This window comes from Nocardiopsis sp. NPDC057823 (assembly GCF_042797335.1).
GTDB classification, from domain to species: domain Bacteria; phylum Actinomycetota; class Actinomycetes; order Streptosporangiales; family Streptosporangiaceae; genus Nocardiopsis; species Nocardiopsis changdeensis.
Genome location: NZ_JBHVLR010000021.1, coordinates 60338 through 72908 on the forward strand (window position 1 = coordinate 60338; position 12571 = coordinate 72908).

The 12571-nt window shown below is 74.4% G+C and carries 11 protein-coding genes; 4 read left to right on the forward strand and 7 right to left on the reverse strand.

Going from position 1 to position 12571, the window contains the following annotated elements:
* Nucleotides 1-57 precede the first annotated feature (57 nt).
* Nucleotides 58-681 carry a TetR/AcrR family transcriptional regulator gene (locus ACFVNO_RS26540; RefSeq protein WP_220560325.1) on the reverse strand — a complete coding sequence of 208 codons (624 nt, stop codon included), beginning with the start codon at nt 679-681 and terminating at the stop codon, nt 58-60.
* Between the two features lie 62 nt (nt 682-743).
* On the opposite strand from ACFVNO_RS26540, the gene ACFVNO_RS26545 reads away from it, so the two are divergent.
* The gene (locus ACFVNO_RS26545) at nt 744-2150 is read left to right on the forward strand and encodes a serine hydrolase domain-containing protein (protein ID WP_378896562.1); all 1407 of its coding nucleotides are present in this window, start codon (nt 744-746) and stop codon (nt 2148-2150) included.
* Here the strand turns inward: ACFVNO_RS26545 and ACFVNO_RS26550 are convergent.
* The 5 genes from ACFVNO_RS26550 to ACFVNO_RS26570 all read right to left on the reverse strand — a co-directional run bounded on the left by ACFVNO_RS26550 (nt 2101) and on the right by ACFVNO_RS26570 (nt 6573).
* Nucleotides 2101-2862 (reverse strand): SDR family NAD(P)-dependent oxidoreductase, encoded by a 762-nt coding sequence (locus ACFVNO_RS26550; protein ID WP_378896565.1) that lies wholly within the window; start codon nt 2860-2862, stop codon nt 2101-2103. The two genes, ACFVNO_RS26545 and ACFVNO_RS26550, sit on opposite strands and share 50 nt — an antisense overlap.
* A gap of 78 nt (nt 2863-2940) precedes the next feature.
* Nucleotides 2941-3705 carry an enoyl-ACP reductase FabI gene (gene fabI / locus ACFVNO_RS26555; protein ID WP_220560320.1) on the reverse strand — a complete coding sequence of 255 codons (765 nt, stop codon included), beginning with the start codon at nt 3703-3705 and terminating at the stop codon, nt 2941-2943.
* 54 nt (nt 3706-3759) lie between these two features.
* Nucleotides 3760-4464, reverse strand: a complete 705-nt coding sequence (locus ACFVNO_RS26560) for a beta-ketoacyl-ACP reductase (protein WP_220560319.1) — start codon at nt 4462-4464, stop codon at nt 3760-3762.
* A 184-nt stretch (nt 4465-4648) separates the two neighbouring features.
* Nucleotides 4649-5308: a response regulator transcription factor gene (locus ACFVNO_RS26565; protein WP_220560318.1), complete on the reverse strand. Its 660-nt coding sequence runs from the start codon at nt 5306-5308 to the stop codon at nt 4649-4651.
* A complete protein-coding gene (locus tag ACFVNO_RS26570; RefSeq protein WP_355265236.1) occupies nt 5305-6573 on the reverse strand; it encodes a histidine kinase in 1269 nt (422 codons plus the stop codon). Before ACFVNO_RS26570 ends, ACFVNO_RS26565 begins: the two co-directional genes overlap by 4 nt.
* 358 nt (nt 6574-6931) lie before the next feature.
* Here ACFVNO_RS26570 and ACFVNO_RS26575 point away from each other — a divergent pair, with 358 nt between their 5' ends.
* From ACFVNO_RS26575 to ACFVNO_RS26585, 3 genes are all read left to right on the forward strand, one after another.
* Nucleotides 6932-7702, forward strand: a complete 771-nt coding sequence (locus tag ACFVNO_RS26575; protein ID WP_255646463.1) for an ABC transporter ATP-binding protein — start codon at nt 6932-6934, stop codon at nt 7700-7702.
* Nucleotides 7703-7706: 4 nt separating this feature from the next.
* Complete coding sequence (locus ACFVNO_RS26580) at nt 7707-10412, forward strand: ABC transporter permease (protein WP_378896571.1); 2706 nt, start codon at nt 7707-7709, stop codon at nt 10410-10412.
* A gap of 100 nt (nt 10413-10512) precedes the next feature.
* On the forward strand, nt 10513-12117 hold the full coding sequence (locus ACFVNO_RS26585; RefSeq protein ID WP_378896573.1) for an MFS transporter: 1605 nt from the start codon (nt 10513-10515) through the stop codon (nt 12115-12117).
* A gap of 31 nt (nt 12118-12148) precedes the next feature.
* Here the strand turns inward: ACFVNO_RS26585 and ACFVNO_RS26590 are convergent, their stop codons facing one another.
* Complete coding sequence (locus tag ACFVNO_RS26590; protein WP_220560314.1) at nt 12149-12568, reverse strand: hypothetical protein; 420 nt, start codon at nt 12566-12568, stop codon at nt 12149-12151.
* Nucleotides 12569-12571 lie beyond the last annotated feature (3 nt).

Consider the following 12571-nt stretch of genomic DNA (forward strand, 5'->3'; position numbering starts at 1 on the left):
GGTGGGAGGGCGGGTGCGGACCGGGGTTGGAATCGGGTGAGAGGGGTCCGGGCGCGGTCAGCCGGTGTACTGGCGGCACTCCCCGGTGAAGACCGCGTCGATCTCGGCGCGCAGGACGGCCAGGGCGCGGTCCCGCTCGCCGGGGTCGCGGTACAGGGCGGTCGCCAGGCCCTCGGTCGCGGCGGCCAGGCGGGCGGCGGCCAGGGCGGGGTCGGCGGCGGGGTCGACCTCGCCGCACTCGAAGCCGTTGGTGACCGCGCGGGCGATCTCGGCGCGCATGGTGGCGGCGGTGCGGGCGTCCACCTCGGCCAGGCGGGGGTTCTCCAGGGCGCGGCCCGCGAAGGTACGGGTGACGCGGAACTCGGCCCGGCGGCGCCCGTCCAGGGGCAGGTACTCGGCCAGGGCTGCGGCCAGGACGTCGGCGATGGAGCGCTCGTGCCGGACGCCCCCCGCGATCACGTCCGCGACCCGGGCGGCGACGGCGGCGCCCACCCGCTCGAAGGCGTGCAGGAGCATGTCGTCCTTGGCCGGGAAGTAGTGCTGGACCAGGCCGACGGAGATGCCCGCACGGTCGGCGGTGCGGGCGACGGTGACCGCCGCCAGGCCGCCGGAGGCGATGAGGTCGGTCACGGCGTCCGCGATCTGGGCACGGCGCTGGTCGTGGTCTGCGGTTCGTGGCACGGGTTGACCGTATCAGCATACGGCTATAACAATATGCTCATACGGTTATCGAAAGGACGCCGATGCGCCTCCCCCTCGCCCTGCTGCTCACACTGACCCCCCTTCCACCCGCCGAGGCCGCGGACACCGGGGCCATGGACGCCCGCGCCGAGGCGCACGCCGCCGCGGTCGGCGTCCCCGGGCTGGCCTACGCCGTGGTCGGACCCGGGGGCGTGGAGCACGCCTTCCACACCGGCGTCGACGGCGCCGGGGAACCGGTGGACGCCGATACCGCCTTCCTGTGGGGGTCGGTCGCCAAACCCGTCACGGCCACCGCCGCCCTCGTCCTGGCCGAGGAGGGGAGGCTGGACCCCGACGCGCCGGTGGGCGACCACCTGCCCGCCTTCGAGGGGCGCGACATCACCGTCCGCCACCTGATGACGCACACCTCCGGGATCCCCGAACGCGCCGCCTTCGCGGTGGCGGACCACTACGGGCCGGACGCGATGGGCCTCGACGAGCGGGTGGAGCACCTGGCCGGGGTCGCGGCCGCGGAGCCCGGCACGCACGCCTACTCCAGCGCCAACCACCTGCTGCTCGGCGCCGTGATCGAGGAGGTCACCGGGGACCTGCACGGCCACCTGCGGGAGGCGGTGCTGGAGCCCGCCGGGATGGACGGCGCGTTCACCGACGCGGAGGAGGCCCGGGCCGCCGGGCTCACCCCCGGCCACCGCTTCCTGTGGGGCGCGCCGGTGGCGGGCGCCGACGCCGGGAAGGTGGACGACGAGGGCGTCGCCTTCGGCTACCTCGGCGGGACACTGGACGACCTCGCCGCGTTCGCCCGCCTCCAGCTGGACCCCGATCCGCCGCTGCTGGACGCGCAGACCCTGGCGGGGATGCGCGAGGGCGTCGTCCCGGTGCCCGGGTCGGCGCAGACCTACGGGCTGAGCTGGCGGGAGACCGAGCTGTCGGGCACCGGGGAGCCGGTCGTGTTCCACGGCGGGGCCACCCCGGGGTACGCCGCGATCGTGGTGCTGCTGCCCGAACGCGACCGTGCGGTGGTGGCCGCCCAGAACGCCTACGCGATCGCCGCCGACGGGGAGATCCAGCGGATCGCCTTCGACCTGGCCCGGATGCTCTCGGGCACCCCGGTGGAGGAGCCCGCCGCCGCGTGGATCCCCCCGGCCGCGGCCTGGGGCGCGACCGCCGCGGCCCTGGGGCTGGGCGCGGCGGCCGTGCGGCCGGGCCGGGGCCGGACCCGCACCGCCCTGGGCGCCGTCGGCGTGCTCGCCGCCGTCGCCTCGGCCGCGCTGCTCTCCTACCTCGGGCCGCGCAGCTCGCTGCTGTGGATCCCCGACCTCACCCTGGCCGTGGCGGCCGGGGGCCTGCTGGGCGCGGTCCTGGCCGTGCGGGGCCTGGCGCCCCTCCTGCGGGGCGGGGTCAGACCCGGTCCAGGAAGCCGCCGTCCACGACGAGGTTCTGGCCGGTGACGAAGGCCGCCGCCGGCGACGCGAGGAAGGCGACCGCGCGGGCCACCTCCTCCGGGCGGCCCAGCCGCCCGAAGGGGATGCGCGAGCGGATGCCCTCGTAGAAGTCCGGGTCCTCCTCCCGGCGGCGGGCCCAGCCGCCGCCGGGGAACTCGATCGGCCCCGGCGAGACGGTGTTGACCCGCACCCTCTGCGGCGCCCAGGCGCGGGCCAGGGAGGAGGCGTGGTGGTTCAGGGCCGCCTTGACCGCCCCGTAGGAGCGGGCCCCGGCGGGCGGGGTGACGTGCAGCGCCGAGGTGGTGGAGATCAGCACCGCCGCCCCGCCCCGGGCCGAGGCCGCCAGGTGGGGCTCCGCCGCCTCGGTCAGCCGCAGGAACGGTACGAGGTCGGTGTCGAAGGCCCGCTCCCACTGGTCGGGGGTGGGCGCGCTGCCGCCGGAGACGTTGGAGACCAGCACGTCCAGCCCGCCGAGGTCGGCGGCCGCGTCGGCCACGAAGGCGGTCAGCGCGTCGTGGTCGCGGACGTCCAGGGGCAGGGCGTACACCTTGACGCCCTTGGAGCTCAGCTCCCCCGCCGCCTCCGCCAGGGGCACCCCGTCCCGGGCGCACAGCGCCAGGTCGGCGCCCTCGTCCGCGAACACCTCGGCGATGGCCCGGCCGATCCCCCGGCTGGCCCCCGTCACCAAGACCTTGGCGCCCGACAGTCCCAGATCCATGTCCGCGTCCCTCCCTCTGCGACGAGTACGGCCGGCCCCCGGGGAGCGGGGACCGACCGCGTCAACCTAGCAGGGCGCTCAGGCCCCGGTGGAGTGGAACCCGCCGTCCACGTGGACGATCTCGCCGGTGGTGGCCGGGAACCAGTCCGACAGCAGGGCCACGACGGCCTTGGCCGCGGGCTCGGGGTCGCTCACGTCCCAGCCCAGCGGGGCGCGCTCGGGCCAGTGCTTGGCCAGCTCCTCGAACCCGGGGATGCTGCGCGCGGCCATGGTGCTCAGCGGGCCGGCCGAGACCAGGTTCACCCGGATGTTCTGGTCGCCGACGTAGCGGGCCAGGTAGCGGGCGGTGGAGGTGAGCGCGGACTTGGCCACACCCATCCAGTCGTAGATCGGGTAGGAGACGCTGTTGTCGAAGTCCAGCGCCACCACCGAGCCGCCGTTCTTCATGAGCGGCGTCAGCGAGGTGGTCAGCGACTTCAGCGAGAACGTCGAGGTGTGCATCGCGGTGGCCACGTCCGACCACTGCGTGTTGAGGAAGTTGCCGCCCAGGGCGTCCTGCGGGGTGAACCCGATGGAGTGGACGATGCCGTCCAGGCCGTCGACGTGCTCGCTCACACGCGCGGCCAGGGTCCCCAGCTGCTCGTCGTCGGTGACGTCCAGCTCCAGGACCGGCGGCGGCTCGGGCAGGCGCTTGGCGATGCGCTCCACCAGGCTCAGGCGGCCGTAGCCGGTCAGGACGACCGTGGCGCCCTGCTCCTGGGCCAGGCGGGCGACGTGGAAGGCGATGGAGGAGTCGGTGAGCACCCCGGTGACGAGGATGCGCTTACCTTCGAGAAGTCCCATGGTGTCGGGTTGTCCGTCCTGTTTCTGGTCTGCTGTGCGGTGGGCCGGGTCGGCTCAGTGGCCCATGCCCATGCCGCCGTCGACGGGGATGACCGCGCCGCTGATGTAGGCGCCGCCGGGCCCGGCGAGGAAGGACACCGTGCGTGCGATGTCCTCCGTGGTGCCGTAGCGGCCCAGGGGGATGTTCTTCTTGATCTCGGCCTGGCGCTCCTCCGGCAGGGCGCCGGTCATGTCGGTCTCGATGAACCCGGGCGCCACCACGTTGACCGTGATGTTGCGCGAGCCCAGCTCGCGGGCGAGCGAGCGGCCGAAGCCGACGAGCCCGGCCTTGGAGGCGGCGTAGTTGGCCTGGCCGCCGGAGCCGAGCAGGCCCACCACCGAGGAGATGAGGATGATCCGTCCCGAGCGCTTGCGCATCATGCCGCGGACGGCGCGCTTGGCGACGCGGAAGGAACCGGTGAGGTTGGTGTCGAGCACCGACGAGAAGTCGTCCTCGCTCATGAGGGCCAGGAGCTGGTCCTTGGTGATCCCGGCGTTGGCGACGAGGACCTCGACGGGTCCCTGCGCCTCCTCGACCTCCTTGAACGCGGCGTCGACCTGGGCGGAGTCGGTGATGTCGCAGCGCACGCCCAGGAACCCCTCCGGGGGCTCGCCGGACCGGTAGGTCACGGCCACGTCGTCGCCGCCGGCGGCCAGTTCACGGGCGATGGCCAGGCCGATTCCGCGGTTGCCGCCGGTGACCAGTACCGAGCGGGACATAGAGGGCTCCTTGTTCTACCCGCGGCCGCCGGGGCGGCCACGGCACGTGACGGGGTCGGGGATCGCAATGCAGCGTACCGAGGTCGCGGGGGGTGGTCGCAATGCGGCCGGGTACAGGACTCCTCCCCGGCTTCCTGTGGGGTTCCGACATGCCGGACCGGCCGGGGTGAGGCGGGTCACGCCGTCAGGCCCACCCGGCGTCGTGGGCGAGGATGGCCGCCTGGACGCGGTTGGACATGCCGAGCTTGGCGAGGATGCGGCTGACGTGCGCCTTGACGGTGGCCTCCCGCATGCCCAGGGCGCGCCCCGCCTCGGCGTTGGACATGCCCTGGGCGACGGCGACCAGGACGGCGCGCTCGCGTTCGCTCAGCACCTCCAGGCGCCGCTCGGCGCTGGCCCGGCCCTCGGCGGAGTCGGCCGGGGCCGGGGCGGCGAACCGCTCCAGCATGCGCTTGGTGACACTGGGCGAGAGCATGGCGTTGCCCTCGTGCACGGTGCGCACCGCGGCGATGAGGTCGCGCGGCGGGGTGTCCTTGAGCAGGAAGCCGACCGCCCCGGCGCGCAGCGCGCCGTGCACGTACTCGTCCAGGTCGAAGGTGGTGAGCAGCACCACGTGCGGCGGGTCGGGCAGAGCGGCCAGCCGGGCGGCGGCGGTGAGGCCGTCCACGCCGGGCATGCGGATGTCGAGCAGGACCACGTCGGGGGCCAGCTCCTCGGTGAGGCGGATCGCCTCGGCCCCGTCGCCGCCCTCGCCGACCACCTCGATGTCGGGCGCGGAGTCCAGGATCATCCGCAGTCCGGACCGGACCAGTTGTTCGTCGTCGATCAGAACAGTGCGGATCACGGAACGGCCTCCTCGGCGCCTGCGGGTGTGTCGGTCGGCACGATAGCGCGCAACCGCCAGCCGCCGTCCGGGCACACACCGGCGGTGAGGTCCCCGCCCGCCAGCACGACGCGTTCGCGCAGGCCGGTGAGGCCGAACCCGCTGCGCGGCGCGGGCGCCCCGGCCCCGGCCGGGGCCGGGCCGTTGGCGACCTCCACCTCCATCCGGTCCGGGGCCCGGTGCAGGAGCACCGTGACGCGGGCCCCTTGGGCGTGCTTGGCGGCGTTGGTGAGCCCCTCCTGGACGATGCGGTAGACGGTGCGCTGCACGGACCCGGGGACGGGCCGGTCCCCGCCGGTCTCGGTGAGCCCGATCTCCATCCCGGCCGCGCGCCACTCCCGGACCAGGCGGTCCAGGTCGGACAGCACGGGCTGGGGCGCTGTGGGCGCGGCCGCGCCCTCCTCGCGCAGCACGCCGAGGATGCCGCGCAGCTCGGTCAGGGCCTCGCGGCCGGTGGTGCGGATGACCCCGGCGGTCTCGATGGTGCGCGGGTCGTCGGAGGAGACCTCCAGGCCGCCCGCGTGCAGGACCATGAGGCTGACCCGGTGGGCGACCACGTCGTGCATCTCGCGGGCGATGCGGGTGCGCTCGGCGGTGATGGCCTGGTCGGCGAGCAGGTGCTGTTCGCGCTCCAGGCGCTCGGCGCGCTCGTGGAGGCGGTCGATGAGCTGGCGCCGGGTGCCCACCCACAGGCCCATGACCGTGGGGGTGATCAGGAACCCGGTGATGAGGAAGAAGTACCCCAGGAAGACCGCCTGGTAGGAGGCGGTCACGGCCAGGCTCAGCGCGACCAGCCAGGCCACCAGGACACGGCGGTCGGAGAAGTAGACGGCGTAGGAGTACAGGGCGATGGCCGCCGGGACGAAGTTGCCGAACAGCAGCAGGATCACGAGCGCGCTGGCCAGCAGCCACCGCGGGTCGGTGCGGCGCAGCAGCACCATGGCGGCGGCCCACAGCACCGGGGCGCCGTAGAACACGAACCCGGCGAGGAGGGTCGCGAAGGCGTTGACCGGTGCCAGGGAGTTCAGGAGGAACACGAACGTGCCGCCCAGGATCCCGATGCTCCCCGAGGAGCCCGAGGACAGCTGGAACATGGCGCTGAACGGCAGCGGCGCCAGGGCGTAGAACCAGTCGGCGAAGACGAGCCTGCGCTCCCACCACCAGCGGCCGTTGCGCCGGCCCAGGGCGCCCAGCGCCCTGCCCGACTCCTTCACCCACTTCCACATGCTGCGGAGTCTACGGCGGGGCGCCCGGCGGTCCGGCGGGCGCGCGGGCGCGGCGCCGACTCGGGGGAGCACCGCCGCCTTTCGATGTCCTCGCAGTTCAGAGCGGGTGAAAGCGGGCCTCCGTCACCTTCGGTGCCCGGGGGACAACCGACGAAAGTCGGGGGGCCGACAGGACGAAGGGGTCGGTCCGCCCCCGCGCCTCCTTCCTTTGGACGAGGGGGGAAACCGTCCTGGGGGCCGAGGTCCCGGGCTTTTCCCGGACCTAGCGTTGAGATCACCGGCGACGCCGCCGGGCGGGACCCGTCCCGTCCGGTGCGCCCCGGTCCATCGTCACCGCACATCGTCTGGAGCAGTTCCCGTGAACGCACCCGCAGTGGATCCCCTCTCCTCCCCCGTGGCCCCGCCCCCGGTGGTGGTGGCCCGGGGTCTGACCAAGGTCTACGACACCGGGGAGACCCGCGTGCACGCCCTGGACGGGGTCGACGTGGAGTTCCACCGGGGCGCGTTCACCGCGATCATGGGCCCCTCGGGCTCGGGCAAGTCGACCCTCATGCACTGCCTGGCCGGGCTGGACGTGGCCACCTCCGGCAGCGTGCACCTGGGCCGGACGCAGATCACCGGGCTGCGCGACGCCGAGCTGACCCTGCTGCGCCGCGACCGCATCGGGTTCATCTTCCAGTCGTTCAACCTGCTGCCGATGCTCACCGCCGAGCAGAACATCCTGCTGCCCTCCCAGATCGCCAAGCGCAAGGTGGACCGGGAGCGGTTCGACCGCATCATCGGGGTGGTCGGGCTGCGCGAGCGGCTGCACCACCTGCCGGCCAAGCTCTCCGGCGGCCAGCAGCAGCGCGTGGCCGTGGCCCGCGCCCTGCTCAACGCCCCCGAGGTGGTCTACGCCGACGAGCCGACCGGCAACCTGGACTCGCGCTCGGGCGCCGAGGTGCTGGAGTTCCTGCGCGCCTCCGCCAAGGAGCTGCACCAGACCATCGTCATGGTCACCCACGACCCGGTCGCCGCCTCCTACGCCGACCGGGTGGTGTTCCTGCGCGACGGCCGCCTCGTGGACGAGGTGACCGAGCCCACCGCCGAACTGGTCTCCCAGCGGCTGCTCAAGCTGGAAGAGGCCTGATCCGATGCTGCGCACCACACTGGCCGGGCTGCGCCTGCACAAGTCCCGGTACGTCACGACCGTGCTGGCGATCATGCTCGGCGTCATGTTCACCACCGGCACCATGGTCTTCGCCGACACCCTGGAGGCCGGGTACGAGAAGACCGTCATGGGCTCGGCCACCTCGGTCGACGCCATCGCCGTCCCGGCGGAGGGGGGCGAGGAGGAGCCCGCTCCCCTGACTGAGGAGGCCCTGACCGAGATCCGCGCGCTCCCGCAGGTCGCGGGGGCCGACGGCCTGGCGGAGGGGCAGGTCGTCCTGCTCGACTCCGAGGACCGCGCGTCCGGCTTCGTGCCGCCCGCGGCGGTGTCCTTCGGCGAGCACACCCGGTTCTCCGCCGAGGAGGGCGACCTGCCCGCCGGCGGCGACGAGATCGCCCTGGCCGTCTCCACCGCCGAACAGCTCGGGTTCGGGGTCGGCGACACCGTGACCGTCCTCGACCCGGACCAGGAGAAGCGGGAGTTCACCCTCACCGGCCTGGTCGAGTTCGGCGCCGACCCCCGGTACAGCTACAGCGGCGTGGTGGTCTTCGACCACGCGACCCTGGGCGGGATGACCGCGGCCGAGGGGTACGTCGAGATCGACGCCGTGGCCGCCGAGGGCTACACCGACCGGCAGGTCGCCGACGCGGTCGCCGGGGTCCTGGGGGCCGACGCCGAGGTGCTGACCGGCGAGGAGTTCGGGGTGGCCCTGGCCGAGGAGTCCGGCGCCGACACCGCGATGCTGCGCGTCGTGCTGCTGCTGTTCTCCTTCATCGCCATGTTCGTGGCCGGCATCGTCATCTACAACACCTTCGCCATCCTCATCGCCCAGCGCCAGCGCGAGCTGGCCCTGCTGCGGTGCGTGGGCGCCAAGCGCTCCCAGGTGTTCCGGTCCATGCTGGCCGAATCCCTGATCGTGGGCCTGGTCGCGTCCGCCCTGGGGGTCCTGGCGGGCATCGGCATCGGAATGGCCGGGGCCACCTTCGGGGGCCCGCTGCTGGGCATGGACGGAGCCGCGCTCACCGTCACGCCCCTGGCCGTGGCCACCGGCATGGTCCTGGGCACCGTGGTGACCGTGTTCTCCGCCCTGGTCCCCGCCACCCGGGCCACCCGGGTGGCGCCGCTGGCGGCGCTGCGCACCAGCGCCACCGCCGCCGGGCTGGAGAAGGGCACCGGCTGGGTGCGTGTGGTCCTGGGCCTGCTCGCCTTCGCCGCGTCCGCGGCCCTGGTCGCGGTCAGCCAGCTCGCCGGCCCGAACCAGCTGGGCCCGGTCATCGTCACCGGCTCCGCGCTGATCGCGTTCCTGGGGGTGGTGGTCCTGGGGCCGCTGCTGGTGCGCGGGATCGTGAACGTGGTGGGCCTGCCGCTGCGCCGGGTGGGGGTGCCGAGCATGCTGGCGGTGGACAACTCCGTGCGCAACCCGCGCCGGGCCGCCACCGCGATGATCGCGCTGACCGTGGGCGCCACGCTCATCACGGGCTACTCGGTGGTGAGCGCCTCCACGGAGACGACCCTGACCAAGATGCTGGACGAGCAGTTCCCGGTGGACTACCAGATCATGGCCCAGATGGGCACCGAGGCGGTCCCGGCCGCCGAGGACGCCCCCGCCGAGGGGACGGGCGAGGAGGCCGCCCCCGCGGAGGACGCCGCCGCCGAGGGAACCCCCGCCGAAGGGACCCCGACCGAGGGGACCGCCGAGGAGCAGCCGGGGACGGACCCGGCCGCCACGGCGGCGGACTCCGAGGTCGAGGGCCTGGCCCTGCCCCTGGACCCGGGCATCCCGGCCGAGGTGCGGGACGCGCTCGGCGAGCAGGACGAGCTCGAGCGGGTGATCGCCGACCGCAACGTGTACGTGGAGCTCGGCGGGGACCAGAGCATGCCGGTCACCACGTACATCAACGGCCGGATCGGCGTCGACCTGACCGCGGACACCGTCGAGGGCGACCTCACCGACCTCGGCCCCGGCAGGGTCGTGGTGTCCGAGGGCTACGCCGACGGGGCGCGGGTGGGCGACACCTTCACCGTCCCGGGCCTGTGGGGCGCCGACGACCTGGAGCTCGACATCGTCGCGATCACCGAGAACGGGGGCGGCCTGACGGGCGCCACCGTCGACCCGGAGGACTTCGCCGCCGCCTACCCCGAGGTCCGGGAGGACCGGACGCTGTACGTGGTCGCCGACGCCGACGCCGAGGCCGACCGGGTGCGGGACGCCGTCCTGAGCTCCGTGGAGGACCACCCGACCCTCCAGGTCATGTCCGTGGCCGAGATGAAGGAGCAGTTCACCGGCATCCTCGACATCGCCTTCTACACGGTGGCGGCGATGCTGGGGCTGGCGATCATCATCGCGGTGTTCGGCATCGCCAACACCATGGCCCTGTCGGTGCTGGAGCGCACCCGCGAGTCGGCGCTGCTGCGGGCGCTGGGCCTGACCAAGGCCCAGCTGCGGCGGATGCTCAGCGTCGAGGCGGTACTGCTGTGCCTCATCGGCGCCGGTATCGGCATCGTGTTCGGGGTGCTGTTCGGCTGGGCGGCCGCGGACTCGGTGCTGCCGAACATGGTGTTCGCCGTCCCCTCCGGCCAGATCGCGGTGTTCATCGCGGTGTCGGTGCTGGCCGGGCTGGTCGCCGCGGTGCTGCCCGCACGCCGCGCCGCGGGCACCTCGATCACCGGGGCGCTGGCGAGCGAGTAAACACCGCCCACATCCGGCGTCAACACACGGAACGGAAGTGCTCGGGCCCCCGCCCACGGCGGGGGCCCGCGTCGTACCGTGGGGCCGGGGGGTGGGGCCGATGGGCGGTTCGACGGCGAGGCCGGTCGCGGCGGGGGGTGTGGCCTGGGGTTCGCCCGAGGCCCGGTGGATGCTCACCGCCACGGTGCTCGGCTCCGGGATGGCGTTCCTGGACTCGACGGTCGTGACGGTGGCGCTGCCCGCCATCGAGGGAGACCTGCGGACCGGGCTGTCCGGGCTCCAGTGGATCGTCAACGGGTACATGGTGACGCTGTCCGCGCTCATCCTGCTCAGCGGGTCGCTGTCGGACCGGTTCGGCCGGGTGCGGCTGTTCGTCTGGGGTGTGGCGGTGTTCGCGGTGGCGTCGGCCCTGTGCACGTTCGCCCCGACGCTGGAGTGGCTGGTGGCGGGCCGGATCGTGCAGGGGGTGGGCGGCGCGCTGCTGACCCCGGGCAGCCTGGCCATCCTCCAGGCGGGGTTCCGGGAGCAGGACCGGGCCCGGGCGATCGGCGCCTGGTCGGGGCTGACCGGGGTGGCCTCCGCGATCGGCCCGTTCGTCGGCGGGTGGCTGGTGCAGATCGGCGACTGGCGGCTCATCTTCCTCATCAACCTGCCGCTGGCGGCGGTCGTGCTGGCCATCGCGTGGTTCAAGGTGCCCGAGTCGCGCGACCCCGAGGCGGCGCGGCGGCTCGACTACCCGGGGGCGCTGCTGGGTGTGGTGGCGCTGGGCGGCACCACCTACGCGCTCATCCAGTGGGGCGCGGCGGGCGCCACCCCGGCGGTGTGGACGGGCGCGGCCGTCGGCGTGCTCGCCCTGGTGCTGTTCCTGGTGGTGGAGTCGCGGGTCGCCGACCCGATGCTGCCGCTGGGGATGTTCGCCTCCCGGGGGTTCAGCGCGACCAACGCGGCGACCGTGCTCGTCTACGGTGCGCTGGGGCCGCTGTTCTTCCTGCTGGTGATCTACCTCCAGGAGGTCGCCGGCTACCCGCCGATCGCGGCCGGGGCCGCCTCGCTGCCCATCACCGTGCTGATGCTGGCGCTGTCGGCCCGGTCCGGGAAGCTGGCCGCGCGGATCGGCCCGCGCCCCCAGCTGGTCGCCGGTCCGCTGCTGGTGGGGGCCGGCCTGTGGCTGCTCTCGCGGATCGGCACCGACGCCCCCTACCTCACCGACGTGCTGCCCGGGGTGCTGCTGGTCGCGCTGGGGCTGTCCACCACGGTGGCGCCGCTGACCGCGACCGTGCTGGCGTCGGTGCCGGAACGGCACGCGGGCCTGGCGTCGGGGGTGAACAACACGTTCGCGCGCGGCGCCCAGCTGATCGGCGTGGCCGCGGTCCCGGCCCTGGCGGGGATCGCCGCGGGCGGGGAGGCCGGGGGCGCCGCCGACACCGGGTCCCTGGCCTCCGGGTTCGGGACCGCGATGCTCATCCTGGCCGGGCTGTGCGCGGCGGCCGCGCTGTGCGCGCTGCTGCTGCCGCGGGGGCGGACGCCCGGCGCCTCCGGGGTCGCCGCAGGCGGCCCGTCGGCCGAGGAGGCCGCCGCGGCGCCCCCGGGCGCCGAGGAGCGGCCGCTGCGGTTCTGCGGGGTGGCGGGGCCGCCGTTGCGCTCCTGCCCGGGGTCCGCCGCGGGGCGGACCCAGGACGGCCCGCCTCCCGGACAGGGCGGCTGACGGCCCCGCGGCCCCTCGCGTCGGCGCCGGGTCAGGCGTCCGGCGCCCCGGTGTCCCTGGGGTCCTCGGCGTCGGGGACGTAGGCGTCCGTGTCCTCGGTGCGGTCGCCGCGGCCGTCGGGCGAGTCCGCCGGGTGCCCCTCCGTCCGGCCGCCCCCGGCGTCGCGGACGGCCGCCCCCGGCGCGTCCTCGTCCACCGAGTCGTCGTCCTCGACCCGCAGGGCGTCCTCCTCCGCGGAGGGGGCCTCCACGTCCCAGCTCTGGCGGGGCAGGACGTCGCTCCGCTCGTCGGCCACCGCGCGGTCGATCCCGCGCTCGCCGCGGCTGTCGTCGTCCTCGAACTCGTAGCCCTCGATGTCGTAGTCGTTCTCGACCCGCCGTTCGCGCTCCTCGATCAGGCTGCGCTCCGGGTCGTCCCCCATGTCGGTGTCCACGTCGTACGGCTCGGTCATCGT